At 56.1% G+C, this 25,698-nt stretch carries 21 protein-coding genes; 2 read left to right on the top strand and 19 right to left on the bottom strand.

The features are described from left to right. Positions 1-113: 113 nt before the first annotated feature. The 10 genes from HFP54_RS03520 to HFP54_RS03475 are packed head-to-tail and all read right to left on the bottom strand — an operon-like array spanning position 114 to position 12,583. Complete coding sequence (locus HFP54_RS03520) at positions 114-1,910, bottom strand: V-type ATP synthase subunit A (protein ID WP_168564049.1); 1,797 nt, start codon at positions 1,908-1,910, stop codon at positions 114-116. After that, positions 1,897-2,556, bottom strand: a complete 660-nt coding sequence (locus tag HFP54_RS03515; protein ID WP_168564048.1) for a DUF2764 family protein — start codon at positions 2,554-2,556, stop codon at positions 1,897-1,899. The genes HFP54_RS03520 and HFP54_RS03515 overlap by 14 nt, the downstream gene beginning before the upstream one ends. Before the next feature lie 7 nt (positions 2,557-2,563). Further along, positions 2,564-3,220 carry a hypothetical protein gene (locus tag HFP54_RS03510; RefSeq protein ID WP_168564047.1) on the bottom strand — a complete coding sequence of 219 codons (657 nt, stop codon included), beginning with the start codon at positions 3,218-3,220 and terminating at the stop codon, positions 2,564-2,566. 55 nt (positions 3,221-3,275) lie between these two features. Then, positions 3,276-3,722 (bottom strand): ATP synthase subunit C, encoded by a 447-nt coding sequence (locus HFP54_RS03505; protein ID WP_146412561.1) that lies wholly within the window; start codon positions 3,720-3,722, stop codon positions 3,276-3,278. After that, a complete protein-coding gene (locus HFP54_RS03500; RefSeq protein WP_168564046.1) occupies positions 3,713-5,587 on the bottom strand; it encodes a V-type ATP synthase subunit I in 1,875 nt (624 codons plus the stop codon). Before HFP54_RS03500 ends, HFP54_RS03505 begins: the two co-directional genes overlap by 10 nt. Continuing rightward, positions 5,584-6,213 carry a V-type ATP synthase subunit D gene (locus HFP54_RS03495; protein ID WP_146412557.1) on the bottom strand — a complete coding sequence of 210 codons (630 nt, stop codon included), beginning with the start codon at positions 6,211-6,213 and terminating at the stop codon, positions 5,584-5,586. The genes HFP54_RS03500 and HFP54_RS03495 overlap by 4 nt, the downstream gene beginning before the upstream one ends. A 6-nt stretch (positions 6,214-6,219) precedes the next feature. Further along, a complete protein-coding gene (locus HFP54_RS03490; protein ID WP_168564045.1) occupies positions 6,220-7,572 on the bottom strand; it encodes a V-type ATP synthase subunit B in 1,353 nt (450 codons plus the stop codon). Between the two features lie 10 nt (positions 7,573-7,582). Next, positions 7,583-10,651, bottom strand: coding sequence for an efflux RND transporter permease subunit (locus HFP54_RS03485; protein ID WP_168564044.1), 3,069 nt, complete (start codon positions 10,649-10,651; stop codon positions 7,583-7,585). Between the two features lie 7 nt (positions 10,652-10,658). Then, a complete protein-coding gene (locus HFP54_RS03480; RefSeq protein WP_168564043.1) occupies positions 10,659-11,915 on the bottom strand; it encodes an efflux RND transporter periplasmic adaptor subunit in 1,257 nt (418 codons plus the stop codon). Between the two features lie 23 nt (positions 11,916-11,938). Continuing rightward, entirely contained in the window at positions 11,939-12,583 is a 645-nt protein-coding gene (locus tag HFP54_RS03475) for a hypothetical protein (RefSeq protein WP_168564042.1), read from the bottom strand. A 418-nt stretch (positions 12,584-13,001) separates the two neighbouring features. Between HFP54_RS03475 and HFP54_RS03470 the strand changes: the two genes are divergently transcribed. Further along, positions 13,002-13,187 (top strand): hypothetical protein, encoded by a 186-nt coding sequence (locus HFP54_RS03470; protein ID WP_168564041.1) that lies wholly within the window; start codon positions 13,002-13,004, stop codon positions 13,185-13,187. A 391-nt stretch (positions 13,188-13,578) separates the two neighbouring features. On the opposite strand, the gene HFP54_RS03465 is transcribed toward HFP54_RS03470, so the two are convergent. From HFP54_RS03465 to HFP54_RS03430, 8 genes are all read right to left on the bottom strand, one after another. Further along, positions 13,579-14,493 carry a YybH family protein gene (locus HFP54_RS03465; RefSeq protein WP_235951215.1) on the bottom strand — a complete coding sequence of 305 codons (915 nt, stop codon included), beginning with the start codon at positions 14,491-14,493 and terminating at the stop codon, positions 13,579-13,581. 29 nt (positions 14,494-14,522) lie between these two features. Further along, positions 14,523-14,855 carry a putative quinol monooxygenase gene (locus HFP54_RS03460; RefSeq protein WP_146412547.1) on the bottom strand — a complete coding sequence of 111 codons (333 nt, stop codon included), beginning with the start codon at positions 14,853-14,855 and terminating at the stop codon, positions 14,523-14,525. Positions 14,856-15,238: 383 nt separating this feature from the next. Then, positions 15,239-17,182 carry a sigma 54-interacting transcriptional regulator gene (locus HFP54_RS03455; RefSeq protein ID WP_206036000.1) on the bottom strand — a complete coding sequence of 648 codons (1,944 nt, stop codon included), beginning with the start codon at positions 17,180-17,182 and terminating at the stop codon, positions 15,239-15,241. 561 nt (positions 17,183-17,743) lie between these two features. Next, a complete protein-coding gene (locus HFP54_RS03450; protein WP_168564039.1) occupies positions 17,744-18,868 on the bottom strand; it encodes an ABC transporter permease in 1,125 nt (374 codons plus the stop codon). Between the two features lie 82 nt (positions 18,869-18,950). Further along, entirely contained in the window at positions 18,951-21,707 is a 2,757-nt protein-coding gene (gene rbbA, locus HFP54_RS03445) for a ribosome-associated ATPase/putative transporter RbbA (protein WP_168564038.1), read from the bottom strand. Continuing rightward, the gene (locus HFP54_RS03440; RefSeq protein ID WP_168564037.1) at positions 21,704-22,732 is read right to left on the bottom strand and encodes an HlyD family secretion protein; all 1,029 of its coding nucleotides are present in this window, start codon (positions 22,730-22,732) and stop codon (positions 21,704-21,706) included. The genes rbbA and HFP54_RS03440 overlap by 4 nt, the downstream gene beginning before the upstream one ends. Positions 22,733-22,950: 218 nt before the next feature. Beyond that, positions 22,951-23,472 carry a hypothetical protein gene (locus tag HFP54_RS03435; RefSeq protein WP_235951214.1) on the bottom strand — a complete coding sequence of 174 codons (522 nt, stop codon included), beginning with the start codon at positions 23,470-23,472 and terminating at the stop codon, positions 22,951-22,953. Between the two features lie 42 nt (positions 23,473-23,514). Beyond that, positions 23,515-23,970: a cation:proton antiporter gene (locus HFP54_RS03430; protein WP_168564036.1), complete on the bottom strand. Its 456-nt coding sequence runs from the start codon at positions 23,968-23,970 to the stop codon at positions 23,515-23,517. A 181-nt stretch (positions 23,971-24,151) separates the two neighbouring features. Here HFP54_RS03430 and HFP54_RS03425 point away from each other — a divergent pair, with 181 nt between their 5' ends. Further along, positions 24,152-24,565, top strand: coding sequence for a hypothetical protein (locus HFP54_RS03425; protein ID WP_146412534.1), 414 nt, complete (start codon positions 24,152-24,154; stop codon positions 24,563-24,565). A 47-nt stretch (positions 24,566-24,612) separates the two neighbouring features. Here the strand turns inward: HFP54_RS03425 and HFP54_RS03420 are convergent, their stop codons facing one another. Then, entirely contained in the window at positions 24,613-25,338 is a 726-nt protein-coding gene (locus HFP54_RS03420; protein ID WP_168564035.1) for a class I SAM-dependent methyltransferase, read from the bottom strand. Between the last annotated feature and the right edge of the window lie 360 nt (positions 25,339-25,698).

The following is a 25,698-nucleotide window of genomic DNA, read 5'->3' as shown; positions in this document are numbered from 1 at the left end:
ATCCGATCGATCAAATTTGAATCTCGCATTCAATCCAACTTTCCGCCAAGAAGTCTCTGGATTGGAAATCTGGGCCCCAAACCACCACAAATGTCGGCGTCGTTCAACCAAGATCACGTTCGGCTTGCGATCGCTTCGATTTGTTCTCGATAGCTTTCGTAGTCCGGCGTTCCGGGCGCACTGTAGTTCCAGTTTTTGTACAACCCGATCAGTCGAGTATACAGTTCGCGAACCTCCTCGCGGCTTTCAAGTTCATCATCACGATCGACCAAACGCATCAGCAGCCTGAGCGATTCCAGTTGCCGGTCGCGGGACATGCATGCGTCGACTTCGTCAAACGCGTCTTGTTGCAAATACGCCATGTCCACGAGGACGGATTTCTGCCAAGTGATGAAGTCTTCCAGCGTGATTCCCTCTTCGCCGGTCACTTGCATCATTTGGTTGATCGACTCTCCTTGCTGCAATAGCTCGTGCAGTCGTTTGACGTCGCCGATCCAATCGGCATCCAAGTTTTCGCTCAGCCATGGCGCCAACTGGTCCAGGTATCGAGACCAAGAAATTAGCGGGTCGATCGCCGGGTAAAAGCGTTTGTAGGCGCGATCATACGACAACCCCAGGAAGGTCTTGACCGTCCCCAGGGTGGATTGCGTGACGGGTTCTTCGAAATTTCCGCCGGCCGGTGATACCGTTCCGATCATCGTCAAACTGCCCTCCGAACCATCCGGACAGCGAATCACGCCCGCTCGCTCGTAAACGTTTTTGACGGATGAATCCAGGTAAGCGGGAAACGCTTCTTCACCGGGAATCTCTTCCATCCGTCCCGACGTCTCCCGCATCGCTTGTGCCCAGCGGGATGTCGAATCGGCGATCAACAAAACGCTCAGCCCCATTTGTCGATAGTACTCCGCCAGCGTCACTCCCATGTAAATGGATGCCTCCCGGGCAGCGACCGGCATCGATGACGTGTTGCAAATGATGATGGTTCGATCCATCAAAGTGCCACCGGTGCGTGGATCTTCCGTCTCAGGATACAGCGTGATCGTTTCCACGACTTCGCCCGCTCGTTCGCCACAGGCAACCACGACGACGACATCCACGGTCGAATAACGCGCGATCGTGCTTTGTAACACCGTTTTGCCGGCACCAAACGGGCCAGGTATGCATCCGGTTCCGCCAGAGGCGATCGGAAAAAAGGTGTCAATGATCCGAGTCCCGGTCGTCAACGGTTCCTGCGGATACAACCGTTCGGCAAAATTCCGACGCAGCAGCGATCCGGGAACCGGACGCCGCACCGGCCAACGTTGCATCATCGTAACGTCGCGTTCCTGGCCCGCCGACTCGATACGTGCGATCGGATCACTCAACGAATGCTTTCCCTCTGCGATCCAAGTCACGGTGACGGAATCCGATTCGCCGAAAGGAACCAAGATTTTGTGTGTCAGGGGTCCCTCGGGAACGGTCCCCAAGACGCCACCCGGCGCGACGCGTTGGCCAACGGACACGGCGGGTGTAAATTCCCATCGTTGGTTCATGTCCAGCGGTTCAACGGAAACGCCACGTGGAAGGAAAAATCCATGTTGCTGCGCCAGTTCGTGCAGCGGATTTTGCAAGCCGTCGAAAACACGTCCCAACAACCCAGGTCCCAAAGTCGCCGACAACATCTCGTCGGTCATTTCGACTCGGTCACCCACCCGAACCCCGGTGGTGTCCTCGAACACTTGCATGTCGGCGGTACGTCCGCGAATTCGTAAGACCTCCGCTTTCAGCCTTTCGTCGCCGACACAAACATAGCCGACTTCGTTCTTCATGACCGACGCATCTTCATCGATCTGGATCAGCACCAAGCTTTCACGCACTTGCACGACAGTAGCGGTTCGCCCGGCACTCTTTCGGTCATCAGTCTGCGACATGCGTCACCCTATCAATCAATTTTTGAAAACGCTGTTTCGCTTCTGCCGAATCATTGGCCAGCCAGGACCGAAGCAGATCCCATTTGAAGACGAAGGAGACCACCGCGGCGAAGCCGAACACGGATTGGTCGGCCATCCGACTTAGCCAGCGCCAGTTCAATTCCACCATTGTCTGTTCCAAGCCCAGTGCGTCACCACTGGCCAGTTGATCGGACGCTCCGGTCAGCCAGGGGTAAACGTTTGCCAATCCAAAATCTGGCTTTTCCCAGTTCCGGGAAATCTGATGAATCGGGCTCGAAGAATCCGCAAACAACGCCGTCGCTGGCGGCCCCATCGCAGCCTGCTTCCGACGGAGCGCCGCCAGCAGGGTTTGTTGTGTCATGCGATAGTCCAAGTAGCCGCGAAGCGGTCCCGGCACAGGTGATTCGACCAACTGGCGATAGCGTTCCGTGATCACATGATCTGACTCGATGGCCAATCCATCGCCGCGCCACTGAACGAGCGGCCAAACTCGCTGCAGCAACTCGGCGTCGCCTGGACGAAGCAGTCCCAAACGTTGTCGCAACCGCAAGGGTGTAATGGGGCAGTGTTCTGCCGACAGAAAATGCGGCAGGTGCGGCAGGCTGGCGATCAAGTCGTAATACATGATGAAACTACGCGGACTCGGTCCCCTCCAAAATGGCACGGAAACGCGGCACGATTCGTTGTGCGATCAATCGAGCCACGGCGCGGTCGGATAGATCGATTTCAAGCTGATCCTGAACCAGACGCACCCTCGCGCCGCCCTTGATTTCGTGCGTCGGCATCAGCTCGATCCCTTCACGCAGCATGTCACTTGACAGGGCCAGGATGGCTTCGCGCGCGTCGTCTTCCAAAGTTGTTTCGCCCAACAAAGCCTGGGACACCCGGATGTGGATCTCTTTGTCTTCGATCAGTTCCTCGGCGGCATGACCGGCAAGGACCAAGACAAGGTTGCGGACCAATTCGTGATCACAAGTGGCTGTCACGACCATCCGACTTAGGAATTCTTCAAACCGCTTGGTCACCCGCGATTTCAACACCAAAACGGCGTCCCGGGCAGCCAAGTCCAGCGCATCCAGCGAAGCGGACCGGTGCGCATCGATTTCGGCTTTCGCTTTATCCTTTTCCTGTTCCGCTTCCGCCTTGGCATTGGCGATGATCGCTGCAGCCTGGGCACGTGCATCGTTCAACAAGCGATCCGCCTCCGCTTGCGCCGCCTGGACGCCTTGGTCGCGAATCTTATCGATCAGCTGCTGAACGCCATCGGATGTTGGATGATTAGTTTCCATGTTTGCAACTTGCAGGAGTGCTTGAACCGGACAAGTGAACGGGATCCCCGACGTTTCACCCTGGTAAACGACCGGCCAGGACCAAGGCAAACACAAAAGCAAACACGGCAAAGCCTTCGATCAATGCAGCCGGCGCCAACGAGATCCCAAAGACCTCGGGTTTACTTTTCGATGCGTTGATCGCCGCCGCACAAGCAGATCCTTGTGCCAGTGCGCTGAACATCAAAGCGACGCCAGACAAAGTGCCCAGCGCGAAGATGCCAGGCGAATTCTCTGCGCCGATCGCCGCTGGCAATGCCATCGTCACGACGATGCCATAAATCGTTTGCGATGATGGCATTGCGGCCACCCCCACAAAACGTCCATAGCCGCTTTCCACCTCCAACATTGCTCCGCACGCAGCCATACCGCCGCGCAAACAACCGAGCATGCTGCCCACGGCACCAAGGGCCAGCGGAGCGTACAGGCCGATCCACCCCAACGTGGTGATCGCTAATTCCATAGGGAACCTTCCTTTCGTCGAAATGGGGTAAAACGCCGACCTTCGTCTTTGAGTCCCCAGTTGAAAAACTCGATGACATTCAGCCGCAACCCGTGAATGACTCCGCTGGAAACGCCCAGCAACAAATTCAATGCGTGTCCGAACAACAACACCAGCAACGCAAACAGCAATCCCAGACGTGGAAAACTGCCGTGCAGCCCCGCTGCCATGTCATTGAAGGCAGTTGCCAAAGATGCTGATGCTAACCCCAGGGCGAACAATCGCAGATAGCTCAACACATCGCCAAACGCCGCGGAAATTTTTGTCAGCCCGATCAGACCGCCGACCAACCGTCTGACCGGCTTTTCATGCCGAGCCGTGAATCCGACGACCACCAACAAGCCGACGGCCACCAAGCCACCACCGACAGTCGTCAGCACATCCAGCCTTGGCATCGCATAGCCGGCTCCCGCCATCAGGCCACCGCCCACGGCCATGGCCCAACCCAAGGAAGCCAAACCGTCACGCCAATCAACATAACGCCGCGCATCCATCAGGTTGGCCAAAATCACATGCACCCCGCCCACCAAGACCGACACGCCCATCATCAATTGCGAATTACCCATATCCAAAACGTTGAATCGGCCCAACACCGAATCCGGTGACGTTGAAAGCCCAAAGTAGCTGCCGACCAACACGCCATAGATCAGCGAGAACACGACGATCAACAGCAACATCGGCCGGAAACGTTGCCCCATCGAGCGCTGCAATTCCGGTTCGCCCTGTTCGATGTCGGACGCCGCGATCCAGGCATCGTCACCCTGGGGGGGACGTCCCAGTCGACGCCAGATGGCCAACAATCCGACGCCCAGCAACAACGCATAACCGGCATCGGCCAGAATCATTGCGAAGAAAATCGCAAACGAAACAAAAACGACACCGGACGGATCCCATGTCCAATAGCCCGGCGTCATGTAGAAGTTAACCAAGTCTTCGCCGGCTTCCGTTTGCGACATGTTACGCATCAGCGTGGGCGGACGTTCGCCCTGGACGGGCGGCCGATGCTCGAACAAGATTCCTTTTTGTTTAGCATATTCCGCCAACTCGTCGACGCGGTCGCTGGGAACCCAAGCCTGCAGTGCAAAAACAGGATCCGCATCCAGCGTCTGTCCGGCAGCCTGCCGCCGGGCTGCGGCGTCTTCCAATTCGGTCAAACTGCGTGCGAACAACAGACACCATCGCGTCAACGAAATCCGTTCAGCCTGAACATCTTCGATCGCAAATTCGACGTCGTCGCGCCGCTTGGCAAGCTCATCGGGCGATCTTGATCCGATTCGAACACGGGGAACCGGTATGTCGATCGGTTCGTCGATCGATACAACTGCGACATAACAAAACCTCGCATCGCGATTGACCGTTTGCCAGGCACTGTTATTGTTCGATGTTGATTCCGACAGAGCCGATTCCACACCTGACATTTGGTCGTGCGGAACCACGTAGAACCACAAACGAAGGTCGCCCATCTCTTCAATGGAAGCGAAACGAAACTTACCGAACGGCCTTACCAATTCCAACCGTTGAATCAAGTCGTCAAGTTCTTCATGCAACGTCTGCAATTGCGATTGCAACTGCAATGCCTTCCGCTCAACGGCATCCGCATCGAATCGCTCGGGGTCACGGATCTGACGACGTCGATGCGGCGATGACAACAAGAACTTCAACGCGTCGCGTGCGGGACCGGATGGTCCATCATGCACCGGAGTTGCCCCCGGTTGATCGCAAGGAATGATTTCCAGACACCCGAAACGATGCAGATCGTCCAGCAAACGTTCCTTTTCACTGGTCAATCCTGCAAAGGTGACTCGCTCCAATGCAACGATACTCATGCCCCCCACTCCCCGGTGTCCCATCCGCCGCCGGCCGTTTGCTGCTTTGTCTTCGCCAGTTTTGACGTGATGACCGCGGCCCGTTCGGCATCGCCCAGATAGATTCGAATTCGCTGGATATTTTTCTGCGCCTCAGGGATCAATATTTTCTCAAACAAGTTCACCCGCTGGGTGATACGGCGAACGGCCTTGTTCAAGATCTCGACCCGCTGACCAGCGATGCGGGCACGCACACGGGACTCCGATGCATCCTTTAGTCGCTGCACCAGAACATCCACCCACGCGGGGGTCGACAGACGCGAGTAATCGCAAACCGTAAACTCGACATGTTGCAGCACCGGCAATCGTGTTCCGACAACGTTCTGTTGACCGACTTGATACCCGTCCATGGTCACCAAGCCGGACAGATCGATTTGCGGATCCGCCAGCATGGGAAGTTCATCGCCGATGGCGGCTTCCAAGACTTCAGCGGCCATCAAGGCGGCTTGGTGTTCCGCCCTTGCTTTCTGCGCCTCGACGGTCAACTGTCTGCGTTTCAAATCCAGCGACGGCAGCAGTTTTCGGTACAGCTTCAGGTTCTGCTGCTGCTGTTGAAGACTGTTTTTGCTGAGCCGTAATTTCGCCATGACATGCTACTTTTTGGCTGCAGTCGTCGAATCCGCAGGTTTTGGAAAGTACTTGTCGACCAAATGCTGTTTCATCAACAGTTCTTGGGGATCAAAGCACTCGGCAAGCGTCTGCCAGCACAAATCTAACGCTTCGGTTACGCCCATAGAGACGCGGATGTCCATGAATCGATCGCGGAACAGACGACCGTACTTCAACAGCTTTTCGTCAAATGGCGACAGCTCAAAAGCCATCGCCTGTTTCTTTTGGGCTTCGACCGCCTCGGAATAAAAGCGGATCATCGTGTTCATGATTTGCGAATGATCCTCGCGAGTGGTCTTACCGATCACGTGTTGTTTCAGACGCGATAGCGAACCAAAGGGATCAATGATTCCACCGTGCAGGTAGAATTGGCCTTCGGTGATGTAGCCCGTGTTGTCGGGAACCGGGTGAGTCACATCGTCACCAGGCATCGTCGTGACACTCAAGATGGTGACCGAACCGGACCCTTTAAAATCGCACGCTTTTTCGTAGCGTTGTGCCAACTGCGTATACAAATCGCCCATGTAGCCGCGGACCGCTGGAATGCGTTCTTGCGCCACGCCGATCTCCTTCATGGCGTCGGCGTAAGCGGTCATATCGGTCAGCAAAACTAGCACACGTTTGTTTTCTTCCACCGCGAATTTCTCGGCGACCGCAAGCGCCATGTCGGGGACCAGCAAACGTTCGACCAACGGATCAGATGCCTGATTGACGAACATCACGGTGCGGGCAAAGACGCCGTGCTGTTCAAAACTGGTCCGAAAAAAACTGTAGTCGTCGAAAATCAATCCGAGACCGCCGAATACCAAAACGTCGGCATCGGCTTGGAACCCGATTCGTGCAAGGAGCTCACTGTGCGGTTCGCCGGCGACCGAAAAGATTGGAATCTTTTGACTTTCGACCAAGCTATTGAACAGGTCGATCATCGGGACGCGAGTTTCAATCATCCGCGTCGGCATCACACGCATCACCGGATTAACGGTTGGACCGCCAACGCGGATGTGGGGATCCGCCGAAAGATCGGGACCGCCGTCCATCGGTTCGCCGGAACCGCGAAAAATGCGCCCCAAAATATTTGGCGAATAAACCACGTCCAGCGGTCGACCCAAAAACTGAACCGATGCGTCGGTCGACAGGCCTTTGCCGCCGGCGAAGACCTGCAGACTGACCAAATCGCGATCCAATCCGATCACTCGCGCCAGCGACGTCTTGCCGTCGGTGTTCTGGATTTCCGCCATGTCCCCCAGCGCCACACCGGTGGCACGCAACCGGATCACGTCGCCGACGATTTCGTCCACCCGCGTGTGGCGAATCAGTTGTCCCAACTGTGAATCCATCGGCCGTCCCTTAACGCTGTGACTCGGCAGGAATGCGGTAGAAAAGCGCATACAGGGTTGGCACCATGACCATTGTCAGCAAAGTTCCGACGATCAACCCGAAGAAAATCGTCACCGCCAGTGCAACCCAAAACACGTCTTGAAGCATTGGCAATACACCCAGCACGGTCGTCCCCGCGGCATTCACCACGGGGCTTAGACGCGAAACCGCTGCTTCGACCACCGCATTATAGGGCTTCAAGCCGCGGCCGAGGTTGGCGTTCACTTCATCCAGCAAAACAACCCCATTCTTGATCATCATTCCCGACAAACTCATCGCCCCCAGCAAAGCGATAAACCCGAACGGCGTTTGGGTCATTAATAGGCCGCCGGTGATCCCGATCATCACAAAGGGAATCACACCGATGCAGATCAACATCGGCCGAAAACTGTTGAACAAAGCCACCAAAATGAACAGCATCACGACCACCGCTGGGACAATGCCGGGCACCAACGCTTCTTGTGACTGTTTGGCGCTCCAGTATTCGCCATCCCAATCCAGTCGATATCCGGGCGGTAGATCGATCGCATTAAATTTTTCCAACACCGCATTTCGCAGCGTCGGTGCCGTCACGCCGTTGGGCGAACACTGAACCGTGATGGCACGACGTCGATCCCAACGCCAGATTATCGGGTCTTCCCACGGCATGCCGACTCCGTCAATGATCTGCGAAACGGGAACAGCCTTGGTGGACAACCGTGGCGTCACGTGCAGTTCATCCAAAGAATTCGCGGACGATTCACGTTCGGATTGGATGTTTCGCGCCAGGATAGGAATCAGGTTATCGTCTTCACGATATTGCCCGATCACCACACCATCGGACGATCGCTTCAACACACGTGCCAGTTCTTCGCGTGAGACGCCGGCCCATCGCGCTCGTTCCTGATTCAATTGTGGCTGCAATGCCAAAACACGCTGTCGCCAATTGACGCGAATTTCTTTAGCTAACGGCGTCTCGCGCAAAACGTTCGCTCCGGCTTCGGCCAGTCGACGCAACGTTGCCGTATCCGCATTAGCCGGTCCGCTGAACCGGGCCTCGATCTTCCAATCATCGAAAGCCCCCACGGCATACTTCCGCACTCGCACCATCGCTTCGGGGACGTTTGCTTTGACCCAAGCGTCCGTATCGCTGACCAGTTGATTCACTCCGTCAAGCGATTTGGTGTTGATGATGATTTGGCCATACGACGTGTAGGGGTCTTCGGCGCTTACCGGCAAGTAGAACCGCGGCGGTCCCTTCCCAACGAACGTGCTGACCGATGCGGTGGCGTCATGCTGTTGTAGGTACTCTTCGATCCGCTCCAGTCCGGCGCTGGTTTCTTCGATTCGTGTCCCCTGGGGCGTCCAGTAATCGATCATCACCTGCAAGCGGCTGGAATCGGGGAAATACAACTGCGGCACCCAGCGGAAGCCCACGACCGATGCCAGTAATAACCCAACCATCCCACTGAGAAACAGAATCCGATAACGGATGGTCCACGAAAGCACGCCGCGAAACCATCGATACAACTTGCCCTGGTACGGATCCCCGCCGGGTTGTCCCGCTTTGGGGCCCGGCAACATTGCGATGCACAACAGCGGCGCAACGGTTTGACAGAACAGCCAACTAAGCACCAGGGAAATGGCCACCACCGTGAACAGGCTTCCCGCGTATTCGCCGGTGTCGTAACTGGACGCAAAGATCGGGTAAAACGCCATGCAGGCCACAACGGTCGCGCCCAACAGCGGCAGCGCCGGACCGTTTGCCGCCTCGATCGCCGCTTCCACCCGGTCGCGTCCCTGGGCGATGCGGACCATGATTCCATCGGTCACCACGATCGCGTTGTCGACCATCATGCCCATGGCGATGATCAATGCACCGAGTGAGATACGGTGCAGATCGATTCCCATGATTGACATCACGATGAACGTACCAAGAATCGGAAACACCAGTCCGCTGATCCCAATGATGATGCCCGGCCGAACGCCCATCGTGACGGCCAACAAAATCAGCACGATCGCCACCGCTTCCAGCAAGCTGATCATGAAGGCGCGAATCGATTCGCTGACTTGGTCCGACTGCCACGACACCCGCTGAACATCGATACCGACCGGCAAATCCGCCAGCAATTCGTTGATGCGGTGATCAATCGCATTGCCCACGTGGACGACGTTCTCGCCGGCACCAGGCGCAATGGCAAGTGCGATGGCGGGACGTCCGTTGTGACGCATCAATTGCATCGGCGGATCGACATATCCCACCGACACCGATGCAAAATCGCGAATGCGAAGGATTTCATCTCGTCCGACCACAGTCCCGGACACGGCCAAATCGGCGATGTCTTCGGGAGACGCAAATTCGCCAGTTGGTGTGACCCGAAAACGCTTGCTGTCGTGGTTCACACTGCCGGCGTCGACCACCATGTTTTCCGATTGCAGCGTTCGGATCAGCTGTTCGGGCGTGATGTTCAGCGCCGCCAATTGGGTTGTCGAAACGTCCACATAGATGCGTTTGTCCTGGACGCCCCAAAAATCCACGCGTGCGACGCCGGAAACAACACTCAGTTCCTTCCGCATGTCTTTGACGTAGCGTTCCAGTTCGGCATAGCTAAATCCGTCGCTGCTGACGGCCAACAAGAACCCGAACACATAACCAAAGTCGTCTCCGACTTTGGGCTTTCCGGCCCCCGGCGGCAACGTCGGTTCCACGTCAGCCACTTTCTTACGCAAGATGTCCCAGACTTGCGGCAGACGTTCCGACCAATAATGGCTTTTGATGTCGACCTTGATGATCGACAGTCCGGGTCGAGAGTTCGAATAGACGTTCTTCAGCTCCGTCATCTCCTGGAGCTTGGTTTCGATGCGGTCGGTGATCTCCAGTTCGACTTGCTCGGCGCTTGCGCCCGGATAGGTCGTCGTGATGACAGCGGTCTTCACCGAAAATTCGGGGTCTTCCAACTGCCCTAGCTGGAAGAAGCAAAAAACGCCGCCGATGACCACCAGCGCGACCCCAAAGTAGGCGATCGCTCGTTTTTCAATTGCGATAGCTGCAAGATTCATGACGTCCTCAGCTTCCCGCCTGCAGTAACTTCACTTGCTGGCCTTCACGCAACGAATGCACACCTGCGGTGACCACCCAACTGCCTTCGTTGATCCCATCGGCCACGACCGTCAATCCGTCGGCCATCAATCGCAAGATCTCGACCTCCTGACGCGAAACGGTCTGCGACGACTCGTCCACGATCCAAACGGAACTCCGATCATTGCCTTCGGAGGCAAACACCGCGCTGGCCGGCACGATCCATCCATCATCGACTTGGTCGACATCGATCAAACCTTGAACGGTGGCCGCCATACCCGGCAGAATCGAAAGATCGTCCGGTTGATCCAGCTGGACGGTTACCGGATAGGTGCGCGTGACTTGTGACGCTTCGCTGCCAATCTTCGTGACCTCGCACTCAAACTCTTTGCCGGCGAAGGCGTCGAAACGACAAACCACTTTTCGCAACTGTGGGACAAGGGTGATCAGGCTCTCGGGAACCTGCACCGTGATCTCGATTTTGGATAGATCGACTAAACGAACGACCGGCTGCTTCGCTTGAACGGTTTGAAAATTGTCGACGTAACGTGCCGCCACACGTCCGCTGAAAGGGGCCTTCAACGTTGCGTAGTTCAGCTGGTTTTTGGCACTGGCAACGGCGGCTTCCAACGCACGAATCTCCGCACGTTTGGCGTCCAGGTCCTCGGGACGAGCCCCCTTTAAACCAATATTCAATTCCTCTTTGACGCTGGCGACTTGTGCCGCATTGCGTTCCTGACGTGCCAAGCTGCGATCGAAATCCTCCTGGCTAGCGGCCTGTTCCTTGATCAACCGGACGTTCCGCTGGTGAGCAGAAATTGATTCACGGTGAAGGGCTTCGGCTTCAGCCAATGCGGCTCGCAGCTTTTGTATTTCTTCCGGTCGCGCCCCGCGTTCCATCGCCAATAAGTTGGAACGCTCTCGTGCCAAGTTGCCTTCGGCCATCGCCAGAGCGGCTTGGAAATCCTGCGGCTCCAACGCACCGATGTTGTCACCCTGCTTGACCTCGGTCCCCACATCAACGGGTAAGTCCATTAACAGTCCGGAAACCTGAAACGACATTTCCACGTCCTGCTTCGCCTCGGCACGCCCGGGAAACTGACGACCGGGCATTGCGTGCTTGGATCCCACCTTGGCGGCACGGACCGGACGGACGGGTTCGGGCAGGGCGTCGACTTCACCGCAACCACCGATCAACAAAAGTAGACCGACCGTTCCGGAAATGCCTATCAATCGATGTAACATCGTGCAACGTAAACCTTGAAAATTCATTGTTCCCCCGCAGACGGATCGTCCAGTCGTACCATTAACCACTGCTGAGTCGTTTCGTCGGCGAAATGAACCAGCACCGGTGCGGTGTCTTGCGTCAAGTTGTAGATGCCCGTTTCCATGATCGGACGGGCCTTGTCGGCAACGTTCCAAGCACATCGCTGGGACTCCTTGTCGGTCATCCCTTCGATCGTTTGGGTCACGCCAGTGGCAATGTTATTCAGCGTCCCGGATATCACGCCTTGCTTGCTGATGACCAACTGTAAAAACAGCGTGGGCTCCGGCCCCGATTCTTGGCCGTCAGGTGCCAAAGCAAAGACACCCAGCGGCATCCACTCCTGGTCATCGACCGGCACTTGATCAGCCGATGCGGCGATGGCTTCGGCCTGCGCCGCGTATTCGGCTTCGGTCGCGATCGGTTCGCCCTCGTAATAGACCGAACCGTCGTCGTAGTAGAGATTTTCGCCGTAGTTGTAATACAGCGGTTCGGTCCACCCGTAGTCGACCCAAGTCGACACGCCGCCCCAAGCCGCCCAGCGGAACGGACGCGTGATGGCCCACGTTCCCCACAGCGGATGGTCCGACCAGAAGTCTCGGATCGGCGTATCATCGATCTGGTCGCGAATCTCATCGCGTCGGTCCATGCGGTTCTGCTGCCGTTCCTCTCGGTCGGCGATTCGATCGGGTCGGTTGCCATGCCCGGGTCGGTCTCCTGCACCAGGTCGGTCTCCTGCACCAGGTCGATCTCCTGCACCAGGTCGATCTCCTGCACCAGGTCGATCTCCTGCACCAGGTCGATCTCCTGCACCAGGCCGATCTCCTGAAGCAGGCCGATCTCCTGAAGCAGGCCGATCAGCGGTCGAGGGGCGGTCACGCAAAAACTCCGCCGCCGCCCCGCCGGCAACACCTCCGGCTATCCCAGCGGCCAAGTTTCCGGCTCGATCACCGACTTGGTTTCCAGGCCGCGAATCGGGACGTCCGCCCCCAGTCGCCGGACCGATATCCAAAAAGTCTTGTAGGTCGCCCACACTGGGACGAGTCGCAACACCAGGGCCGCCGGCATTGCTCGGTCGATTGGAGATTCCCGTCCCGCCCCCGGTTCCTGGTCGTGACGGTGAACCGGGACGTGACGGCAAGCTGGGACGTGTTCCCGCGGCCGGACGAGTCCCCGCGCTGGGACGGTTTCCAATCGATGCACCGGATGACAAGCCTCCGCCGGCACTGGGCCGCGTGCCAACGCTGGGCTGACGGCTGATGCCGGGTGATGAAAACCCGGGCGACGAAATTCCGGGTCGCGACATACTGGGGACCGATGGCCTTGAAGCTGGGCGGCTGACCGATGGCGCGTGTCCGATCGACGGCCGGGCCCCGCTAAATCCGCCACCACTGAACCCACCGCTTCGCATTGCACCGCCGCGCATGCCGCCACCACGACCGCCTCGAGCCAGGGTTTCGGTGGGCGTTAAGAGACTGACACACAAAATGCCCAGCCATACGATTTTGCATTTCATTATTTTCTCCCCACACATCGGCTTGGTGATCCAACGGTTCGGCTTGGATTCATTCAGCGAGCCGGAGACTTTCAGGAGCGTCGTCTGAGCGCCAACCGACATGCCAAACGTTCGACCGTTGAAAAATTTCATTGGCTTTCATCTCGACGCTTAACGACGATCTCATCGACGTTGGGCAACAGTTCGCCCGCGACCATGCGATCCACCGCTTGCCAAGTGAACGTGTCGTCATCGACGCGCCGCATAATGTTCGTCGAAAATGAACGGGTGCCGTCGGGCAACGTGCCGACCAAACGGATATGCCAAGCTTCGCCTTGACGATGCCACGTGCCTTGCCCAAAACCACCATCCGAATCGAACACCCATGATCGGATGGTCTTTTCAGCAGCATCCCATCCGATGATCTGCATTCCGGCAAAGTCCACGTTGTCGCCGACACTGATCGAGAACATCCGAGTCAAAAAACTTCGGTTCTTGGTCCAATTGCACGTGGTCACAACCGTGGCATCGTCGTCAGTATCGATCCATGAGCCGATCAGCCATTCCAGTTCCTTCAAACCTTCATAACTGGGCTTCGGCCGCTCGGTCACAATCTCGGTGACACGGTCCAGCAACCACTGCTCGTCGCGTTTGACATAGACAGCCGAATATCGCGTCGATTCGGAGACGGATCCTTTTTGCGATAATGTGGCCGCCCCCTTTTCAATCGCCACGTTGGGCGAGACGAATTCGATCGACTCGGTGACGAGGGACAACTTGAGGTCGTTACTACCACGAAACGTCGCGGCAAATTCACCGCGGATTGCGTCCCGTCCAACGAACTGTTCGCCGCTGTGCGGGTTGGTATAAACCGCTTCGGGCGACCACATTTGGGCGACCGCGTCCGCATCATGTCGGTTGTAGGCATCCACATACGCCTTGACCATCTGACGGATCGCGGACTCTTCGGATGGCGGGTCTGACCAAGCGATCGGACCAAGCCCGACGCAACCCAACATCAACAACAGCTTCAATAGGATCGGCTTCATCACTGCATCTTTCATAGCGACAAGTGTTTCAGTTCCCACAACCATCAGCTCAGCCGCGAATTGATGGCGGTCAGGACCATTTCAATTCCGCCCAAACGCTCCACCCGCGTGACTTCCACCTCGGGCGGCTCGGTTGACATCTCGATGTACGGCAACAGTCGCCGAAACCGCTCGGACCGAAAGTGTTCATCCAACGCGTCCCGACTGTCCCACTGCATCCAATAGGTGATCGCGTCGCCATCCTCGACCTCGCGGAACACGCGACACCCCCGACATCCGCGAACGCAGGCGGTGGGCCCGGTCAATCCCCAGAAGACGTCGATGAACTCTCCACGCATCTCGTGCGGCGCGACGACTCGCAAGACGGCCTGGAACATGAACCAACCTTCCTCTCGCATTCGCGGTGAAATGCGGTGAACCCAAACTTTGCGGATTCGAATGCAGGTCGGCCCTCCACAGCACAGGTCGTGCCGTCACAGTCCGTCGTCAATCGTTCGAAACACAAACCATGGCAGTCAAACAGTTTGTGTCGATCGCCTCCTTCCGACACGTCTCCACCGCGGCACGACAACCCTTGGAGATCCCACCAAATGTTGGAGGCATCCCGCTTCGTCCGCCCGTTGGCAACCCCTGTTGTCTGGCCACCGAGCGCACGTTGTCTGGCCACCGACCGACGCGACCACACACCGCCCGATCCAAGACTCAATAGGCGGCGGCATTGCAACGATGCCAAGAAAGAATGAACGAAACGAACGGGCGACTACGAATCGTCCGATCGATTCCCTGGCCGACGAATGCCTAAGCGAGCCATCCGGGCTTCCAAAGTCGTCGGCTTGACGTCCAACAGTTCGGCCGCACCTCCATTGCCCCGAATCCGCCAGCCCGTTTCCTGCAAGACATTAAGGATCTGTTGCTTCTCCGACTCCTTCAACGAAAGTCGGCGTGACGGCCTTTCCGCACCCCAATCATCCATGACCAGATTTAGCGTGTCGCCGTCAGTCAAAATCATCGCCCGCTCAATCGCGTTGCTCAACTCGCGGACATTGCCGGGCCAATCGTGACGCTGCAACCTCTGCATCGACTTCCGCGGGATGCTCTTGATCGTCTTGCCCATACGCCGGCCAAACGTTTCAACGAAAGACCAGGCCAATGACGGGATGTCGTCGCGCCGCTCACGCAACGGCGGCACTCGAATCGGAAACACGTTCAAACGATGGAAAAGGTCGGTACGAAACTTTCCATCTCGACTCGCCTGCTGAAGGTTTCGATTGGTCGCGGCGATAATACGAACGTTCACGGAAACCGAATCGGGGCTTCCCAAACGTTCGAACTTTCCGTCCTGCAAGACCCGCAGTAGCTTGGCCTGCAATTCCAACGGGAACTCACCGATCTCATCCAAAAACAGCGTGGACCCATCGGCTAATTCGAAACGTCCGATCTGGGCTGACGCGGCACCCGTATAAGCTCCGGCGACGCGGCCGAACAACTCACTTTCGATCAACGTTGCCGGCAGGGAAGCGCAATTCACCACGATCATCGGACTGCCGCTGCGGCTGCTAAGCTCGTGAATCGCCTGTGCCAACAACTCCTTGCCGGTCCCCGTTTCCCCGGTCAACAGCACCGGAGCGTCAAACGTCGCGACCCTTTCCACATCGGCCAGCACTTTCAGAATCGCATCGCTGCGTCCTACGATCTTTCCGTGGTGATGCCGCAAGACGGTTTGTTCGCGCAGATAGAGATTTTCCTGCTCCAACCGACGCCGCAGTTGTTCATTCTCTGCAATCTTGTCCCGCAAGGACATTTCGGTTCGACGCCGCAAGAGCGATCCGGCGAACACTTCACCGATCAACTGAAGACGCAAGACCGTTTCGCGAGGCCACGAGCATGGCTTTTCAATGAAGGCGAACGTTAAACCGCCCAAAACCTGACCACCGGCCCTTAACGGAACCGCAACGTTGGACTGGATCCCGTGTTCCTGACAATAACGGGCTTCTCGTTCGGCCTCGGGCGGAAGATCATCTGGAATCGATTTTGCAAAGATACAATTGCCTTCACGAAACTCGTTGATAAACCACGGCAACTGAGCCACTTCGAATGTGCCGATCGGAAACCGCGGGCAACCTTGCACCGCATAGGAATGCGTCACATTGATGCGTGCGTCGTCATCGCCAAATTCAAAAAACGTGCAACGGTCGTTGCCCAGAAATTGAACCAGCGATTTCAAACTCTCGTTGATCTGATCCTCGATCTGATCGATGGGCGAATTGATGAAGCTGGCCGAAAGCGTGGAAAGCAATCGTTCAAAGCTCAATAGTTGCCACGGCATCTGGTCGGATTCACGATCCAAACTTCGTTGGACATCAAGGTCCACCACCCCACAAAGCACGGCACCGTCGTGATCGCCGTACAATTTTACCGCCGTCACGAATGCTTTCCGCGATCGATCGTCCAGCCCGTCAAAGCTGCAATCAAACTGGCACGACGATTGATCTCCTCGCAGCAACTGATCCAGTTGCTGCCTGACCTCTTCCCAATCGGCGTGGCCGACGAATGATTCCGTCTGACGCCCCAAGATCGCTTGCGCATCTCCGGACACCCACTGGCAAAACGCTTCGTTCACCGAACAAACGCGTCCGTTTCGGATAACAAAAAGCGGACTGCTGGCTTGTAGGAACTGTGAACGAAGCCCTGACGACAGTCCCATGAACCGATCGTCAAGACTGTTTTGCGCGTTCACCAATTTGCCGCCTGAATTGCAAGTCAGAATGCGGATCGCTTTGGAAGCATTGCGATACGCTCTCGCATCACATCCCGCCCGCAAGTGAATAGAGCGCCCCGATGAACGCTCAAGTTACCGGGACTTAGACCGAAAAGTAGACTTTGACGACTTCAAAATACAGCGACAACTGCCGAAATCACAACCGACGAAACGTCTGTTCACATTTGACCGCAAGTACACTCGACAAGATGACTTGGCGTGACGTTCCGGCCTGACGCTTTTGCGAAGATTTCTTCACCGATGTCCAACATCTTCATGGTGGTCCGATACGCCAATCGAACCGCAGGTAAGGCCTCAAGTTTCCGACACGTCAACAGCCGCGTTGTAGAACCGGACTGCATGAAGCCTCGCATCGATCCGAATGCCAATCGAACCGCAGGTGTTCACCTTGACTTGCACGTGCCGGCACCGTCCGACAAACAACAGGCTAGAACGTTGAGGCAAAAATATCGGCCAACCGTACGATCGATGTTCGCAACAATACCGCTAGCCGCGAACGGAAATCGACCGTCGAAAGAGTGCCAGACTGGCCAGGAAGCAAACCATTCCCAGCGACACCGTGGCAAAGAACTCGTGCCATACATCGCGCAGCCCGGCGCCGCGAAAGACAATGGACTGAGCAAAACTGACGAAGTGTCGTGACGGAAAGAAGTACGTGATCGACTGCAGCCAATCGGGTTGGCTTTCGATCGGTGTGATGGCTCCCGACAGCATCTGTAGCGGCAGCACCGTCAACAAAACCAACAAGGCAAACTGTGCCATCGACCCCGACATGGTTCCCAGCAAAATGCCCATGGCGGTTGCGAAGAACAAATACAAAGTGATTCCGGCCAACAACAACCAGCGCGATCCCGCGATTGGAACCCCCAGTAGGTTCTCGACGACCAACCACAGCGAAAGCATCACGGCAACCAAAACCACCGAGCCATTAGCACAAACCTTGGAGACGGCGATGTCAAAGGACGTCAATGGCATCACCAACAAGTGTTCGATCGTGCCGTGTTCCCGTTCGCGAATCAAAGCGGCCCCGGTCAAGACGATCGTCAACAGCGTGATTTGGTCGATGATGGCGGTCATGCTGGCGAACCAACTTGTATCTCCATTGGGGTTAAACGCGCGCCGGACAATCAGATCGACCACCGACGCGGACGACTGGTCGCTTCCCGTCACAAAACGATCGATCTCATCGTTCACGATGTTTTGAATGTAGTTGGCGCCGATGTTCGCTTGAAGCACTGCCGTTGCATCAATATTGACTTGCAATTCCGGATTTCGATCGGCGATCACATCCGCCTCAAACCCTCTCGGAATATTGATGACGAACATCAATTGGCCGGAATTCATCAGTGGATCAATTTGATCCGCGCTAACCAGCACCGGCTGATTGAAGTAGGGCGGATAGAAGGCCGACGCGATCCGTCGCGACAGCGTTGTATTGTCTTCATCCACAATGCCAACGGATGCATGGTGGACTTCGGTGGAAATCCCCGTGGCTTGGCTATACACACTGAACGTCAACGCAAACCCCAACAATGCGATCAGCATCTTGTCGTGTCGCACGCTGCGCAACTCCTTGAGAGTCAGCCACAGGATGTTTTTTGCAGTTTGCATCAGGAGGTTCTCCAAACAACGTCATCGAGCGGCACGACGAATTCCAGCACAACGCAAGAACATCCGGGTTAACGCCGAATCATTAGCGATCTTGTTTCCGCAGTAAAATCACACTAACCAACAGATAAAAGGGGGCGAAAAGTGCAAGAGCCAACAGATCAGGCGCCAAGTCCGTTGCCCCCAGACCTTTGGTGAACGCTCCCACACTCATTCGCATGAAATAGGTTGTCGGCCAGACGGATCCGATCCACTGAGCCGTCCCGCTTAGCGTCGAAACTGGTTGCATCATGCCTGAAAACTGCACCGTCGGCATGATGGCCACAATTGCGGTGGCAAACACTGCGGCGACTTGACTTCCGGTGAAACACGAGGTCAACAACCCCAGCCCGGTTGTTGCCGTCACGTAAAAGAGCGCGCCCAATACCAAAAACCATAGATCGCCTTTCATGGGAACGCCGAAAACATAGACGCCCATCCACGTCAACAGCCCAAAGTTAACCATGGCAATGCCGACATACGGCAACTGTTTTCCGATCAAAAACTCGGTGCGGGTGGTCGGTGTCACATAAAAGTTCGTAACCGACCCCAGTTCTTTCTCCTTCGCAACACTGACCGCCATCAAGATGGCGGGTATCAAAATCAACAACATCGGTGGCACACTAGGTACCATCGCATTGATACTCTCAAAGCTTGGGTTATATCGGTACCTCAGTTCCAAGTCAGCGTACGTCAGTGCGGAATCGGATCCATAGGTTTCTCGCGCCAGCGTTTGGATGTAATTCACGTGCACGCCTTCGGTGTAGCCCGCGATGGTTTCCCCTCGAAATGGCATTGCTCCGTCAACCCAAGCAAACACTTCGGGAACATCGCCACGAACCAGTCGCCTACCAAAGTCGGGTGGAATTTCTAGCACCAGGGACACGTCCCCCGAAACAAGTCGGCTCTGCAGTTCTACTTGCGATGTAATCGGCGTCTGTTCCAAGAAGTATCGCGACCCGGCGAATCCACGCACGCACTCACGACTTTGCGGGGTTTGGTCTTGGTCAAAGACGGCGAACCGCAAATCCTCGACATCCGTCGTCATCCCAAACCCCAACACCAACATCAACATGACCGACCCGGCCAGCGCAAATCCCAATCGGATCGGATCTCGCATCACCTCCAAAGTTTCCCGATACGAATAGGCCAGCAAACGTCGAAGACTGAAACGTTTCGGCGGATCTTGCGAATGCGACGCACCGGTCCCGCTTGGTTTTTCCGTCGCGTGGCTGTTGGTCTGCGGTGTGCCAACCGGTCGCGTATCCGGCGTGGCCGACGACGGGTCATCTTTGATCGCATCTTGAATGTATCCGACAAACGCTCGATCCAGCGTGGATTCACCTCGCTCTTGGATCAATCGATTGGGCGCGTCGCAGGCCAAGACCTTGCCTGCATGCATCAACGAAATACGATCACAACGCATCGCCTCATTCATGAAGTGCGTTGAAATAAAAATGGTCACGTTGTCCCGGCGTGACAAATCCACCAGCAATCGCCAGAAACCGTCACGGGCAACTGGGTCCACCCCGGATGTGGGTTCGTCCAAAATCAACATTTCTGGACGATGCAGAATCGCAACAGCCAGGGACAAACGCTGCCGCACGCCCAGTGGCAATTGACTGGCGGACTGGTCCAACTCCTCAACCAAACCAAACCGGTCGGCCAACTCCCTGACACGCGATTGACGATCTTCGATCGAAAACAATCGCGCGTGCAGCAACAAGTTCTGCCGTACGGTCAGTTCTTCATATAATGAAAAGGATTGCGACATATACCCAACGCGACGACGAGTGTCCAAGTTGTGTGCGTCGACGGTCTGGTTGAATAACTTGGCCGTCCCATCGCTGACGGGCAACAATCCGGTCAACATCTTCATGGTGGTCGTTTTGCCGCAACCATTGGACCCCAGGAACCCGAAGATCTCTCCTTTGGCGATTTCAAAACTGACATGATCCACCGCTGTAAAATTGCCAAAACGACGCGTCAGTCCCTGCGCGACGATCGCCGGCGGGCCACCGTCATTGATCAGCGGCGGTATCGACAATGGGGCTTTGCTACCGCGTTCGCTTTCGGGTAACAATCCGACAAAGGCTTCTTCCAATGTTGTTGTCGATTCTCCTTTGATCTGACCAGGCGTGCCTTCGGCCAACACCTTTCCCGCATTCATTGCCACCAACCAATCGAATCGCTCGGCTTCTTCCATATAGGCCGTCAAAACGAAAACGCTCATTCCGTCTCGTTGTTGACGAATTTCATCAATCAAAGTCCAGAATTGCTCTCGCGACAACGGATCCACCCCCGTGGTCGGTTCGTCCAAGATCAAGAGATCGGGGTCATGAATCAGAGCGCAACACAGGCCGAGCTTTTGCTTCATGCCGCCGGACAATTTCCCGGCGGGTCGACCTCGAAATGGATGCAGTCCCGTCGAACGCAACAGGCGATCGATGCGCCGGTCGCGTTCGTGACGACTCTGGCCGAATAGTCGCCCAAAGAAGTGCAGGTTCTCGGTCACACTTAGTTCGGCGTAAAGATTTTTCCCCAGACCTTGCGGCATATAGGCGATCCTTGGGCAGACCTTGCGTCGATGCTGGTGGTCACGCATTGACCCGCCCATCACAACCACATCGCCGGTCTGCAAACGCTTCGCCCCCGCGATCAAAGCCATCAGCGTCGACTTGCCGACGCCATCGGGCCCTATCAAGCCGACCATTTTCCCACCGGGCAATTCCAACGTCACGTCATCCACCGCAACGGTGTCGCCATAGCGGTGGGTCAGCGATTCGATACGAGTGACAGTCATTGGTTGTCCGATTCATCATTGCCATCGGCCAAGACTGCTTCAGGGAATCGATGGTTCAGTGATTCCGGCCATTGAACACTGTCGTCCAGCCGAACGTAGGCCACTCCTCGAACCCCAGTTTTGACCCGTCGGATATGTTTCTTGACCAACTCGCGAGGAATCTGAACCTTGACTCGGAACATCAACTTGTCACGTTCCTTCATCGTCTCGACCTGCTTGGGTGTGAACTGAGCTTCAGGCGAAACAAAGGTCACTTCGGCGGGAATCGTGTACTGGGGTGCAAAATCCAATGCGATACGCGCGTCGGCATGAATCGACAACTGCGTCGTCAGACTCGATGGAAGAAAGATTTCCATGTAGACATCGCTCAAATCAAGTAAAGTCAAAACTTTGCCTCCGGCCGCGACGACTTCGCCTTCCTCGGCCAGTCGGTACAAGACACGCCCCGAGACCGTCGACCGAAGGGTGAAGTCGTCGATCTGAGTTTGGATACGGCGAATCTCAGCTTCGACGGCCTCAATGGCTCTCTCAGCCGTCCGCTTATGAGCTTTCGCCACCTTCAAGATCGCTTCGGCGGAATCACGTTGTGTCTTGCGAGTATCAAATTCTTCCTGTGACGCGGCGTTGCGACGAACCAATTGTTCGGTACGCCTCAAATTCTGATTCGCCAGTCGCAATTCGCCTTCGTAGCGGACGATCTCGGCCTCCGTTTCCGAAAGTGATTCGATCGCCTCAGCCAGCTGCGCCTTGGCTTTGGCCATCGTGGCTTCAAGTTCAGCCGCGTCCAACGTTGCCAGGATTTGCCCAGGTTCAACCAGATCACCTTCATGGGCATTGATACGTAAAACTCGACCGGCATACTTGGCCGACACGTCCACCAAATCCGCTTCGATGCGTCCATTGCCATAAACAATTTTCTCCGGCAGTGCGTCTGCAGACCGACGGACGATTTCTTCCTGCCACAAGTACCAGGCCCCGAAAGCCGCGACGATAAAGAGCAGGATCAAAAGGATGCGTTTGAACATCGGCTTGCATTCCATTTAGGTGAAAAGTGCAGTTCCGAGGATGCAAACCCGAGGCCATTTCGCATCCCGAGTCGGAAAAGCTCCGACACTGCGTCGATTTGCCGGGCTTAGGTGCCAGCCCCGCGGATGCCGCCGCGATAACGGACCGACCAGCAACGCGAATTGCACTTCGGTTCGCATGCCCCGCGGAACTCTGGCATCCAAACATGACTCGACATTCATCCATCCAGACCGTCGACGTCATGTCCGGCTGCACGGAGACGCCGCAGTTCGTCACGCCTAGCTTCGTCAAACAGCAACGGCAGGTACGGCAGATTGATCAACACAATCAACAGCAGCATCGCCGCCGCAACGACACCCACCAGTTGCCAATCCAAAGAAGCAGCTGCGATGATAAACGTCCCCATTGCAAGGACCCCTAACAGCTTTAGCACGAACAAGATCCCGGCCGTTTCAAGATCAGCGTCCAACTCCGTTTTCTGTAGATGATCTGCGCCGCCTTCCCGCAGAATCGAAGCCCGGGATCGAAATTCCAAGTAGTTTGCCCCCGCCAAGATCGCGGTCAGAAAGGGCAATGGGATCGCTGCCAGATAGGCAACCTGGCGTGCAAACAGCAGTGTCACCACGGTGCTGATCAGACTGAGGACCAGCAGCAGTCGCACACCATTTCGAAAGCGCCGTGCCCCCAAGTGCGCGTCCGATTCCACGGGTAAAATGGTTTTGTGACTGGAACTTTGCATGACATCACCTTTGATTAGCAGGGACAACCGTTGGTGGTTGCATCAAGGTGCGATTCCTATGCCGACAGACTGATCCCTCCGCCGTGCCGGATGGTTGATCAAATATGCACAACATGCGCGAAACTCTCTGGGCCCGCGTGACCCATATCGCACACGGGACAATTCCATCCCCCATTGGCTGCACGCCGCCGACATCGTGACTTCGGCCAGGGATACAAAAGCAACACTTTTCCCTGTCGTCCGCAGTCGCTTGCCCAGAAAACGTTCTCCCAGATGGAACCCAAGAATGCTGAGAGCCAGCAAGGTGGCAAACGAAAACCACTGTGATATCTCATCAGGGACCAGTCGCCATACCTGCGGCCCCGCTAGGAACCCCAACAGCAACAGCAGCGTAACGCGGGGAACATAGATTCGGCGTCCAAGCACATCGGCGGCAAAGCCGGCCAGCAAAAACCCGCCCAAGATGATTAACGACACCGCATCAGGCACACCATTCAAAACCCGACTCCTTAAGACCTTTCGATCACACCGATCGGTTACGACAAAAGGCCACAGGTCCAACGTTCCTCCGACCTCCGATTCCAAATCTTTTTTGCAAAAGCTGGACCAGAAGACATTTGGCACGACTCATGCAAAGCAGTTCCCTTTGTTTCCGGTTCCATCCACAAGGAGTGCTCTGATGTCAGGTCAATCCACACACGCCACCGACGAATCTATGCATCACGACCATCGACAATGGCAAAGCGACATCGCGATGTGGCGGCAAGACACCGAACAATGGAAAGAAGATCATCAAAATGTGCAGCGTCTGCTGGCCGAAGCACAGCAACAATTGGAAAGCCATGCCGCCGCGTTGGCTTCGCACGTCGATGCCCTCGATTCGCACGAAGCCCAAACCCTGCAACACGAACACGATGTCGTCGCCCAATGCCGTGACCAGCCAGACTCACCGGCACCGGGTGTCGCCAATCACGAAATGGAATCCCAAAAACACCAAAACCTCTACCAAGCCCATGAACGCATGAAAAAGCACCACCACACGGTGGTCGCCCAAATCAACATGTTGGCGTCCAGCTTGCGGACGTCGCTTTAGCGGACCGTTAAAGAACAGCGTCTCCGACCTGAGATAAAATTCATCCGTCAATCTTTGACGGCGAGAAATCCGTGCAACCCGACCGGAAATTCGACATCGGAATAGCGATCCAGTTCACTCACCTCAAAACCTGTTTCCCGCAAGTCGTCGACCACCTGTGTCGGTGAAAAGAGTTTCAGTTGGTGTGTTTCGGCGTCACGCCGGAAACGTCGGCCTTCACGAACGAAGGTTACGATCCGTCGCGTCAACCGATCGGCGTTGGACGATGTTTCGACCAAAACAGTCCAATCGTCAGTGTCGCGATAAGTCTGCGTCGGTCGATCGGGCGCCCGATCCGGACCGGCGATGTCGAACAGAAACAGCCCGCCGGGTTTCAACGCCTGAAACACACCGACGATGAATTTGCGAAAGGTATGCCGATCACAACGTGGATCAAATCCATAGTTGAAAATTTCGCCGATCGCCATGATCGCAACGGACGACGCCAGTGTTTGATCGAGGTATGATCCCACCGAAAACTCGCCGTCCGGTACACGTCGGCGGGCGATTTGGATATGAGATTCTGATAGATCCATCCCCAAAACGTTATAGCCGTGATCGTCGACAATCTTCGACGCAATCCCTCCGCCGCACCCGACATCGATGACCGTTCCATCTTTGACGCCACGACGTTGAAGTTCCCGCACCATCATGCGAGCGGCACCGGCCGCAAAATGTCCGAATCCGGCATCATGAATCAGAGCAAGGTCGGTACGGTACGGTGAATCGAGCATAACATCGGCCCTGAAGATCTGGATTGCACGCAGGTACCAATTTCTAGTCGTATCCGTATCGGCGAACAAGGAATCGTTCATTCACCGGCCAGTCATCTTTCTCCGACGACGCTCGCGACACACAGACCGGCACGCACCAGGTTCGTTGAATGCTTTGGCGTGCACCAGCGTTCGGGCTCTTGTAAACTTGGCTCTTGCCCGCCAAACCATCCGAGGCGTTGTCGATCCCGCGCACCACGCTTGAGCGATCCGCCCGATTCTTCACTCGCTGGAACATTTCGCTTTGATTTGCCCGTCCAGGATTCTGTCTATCTTGCTGGTCCTCGTTGCCTCATCAGGCAATCGGGTTCACCCCAGATT

It is taken from the genome of Crateriforma spongiae, from assembly GCF_012290005.1.
Taxonomy (GTDB): Bacteria; Planctomycetota; Planctomycetia; order Pirellulales; family Pirellulaceae; genus Crateriforma; species Crateriforma spongiae.
The sequence above is the reverse complement of the archived record's forward strand: the minus strand, read 5'-3'. Positions and strand labels throughout refer to the sequence as shown.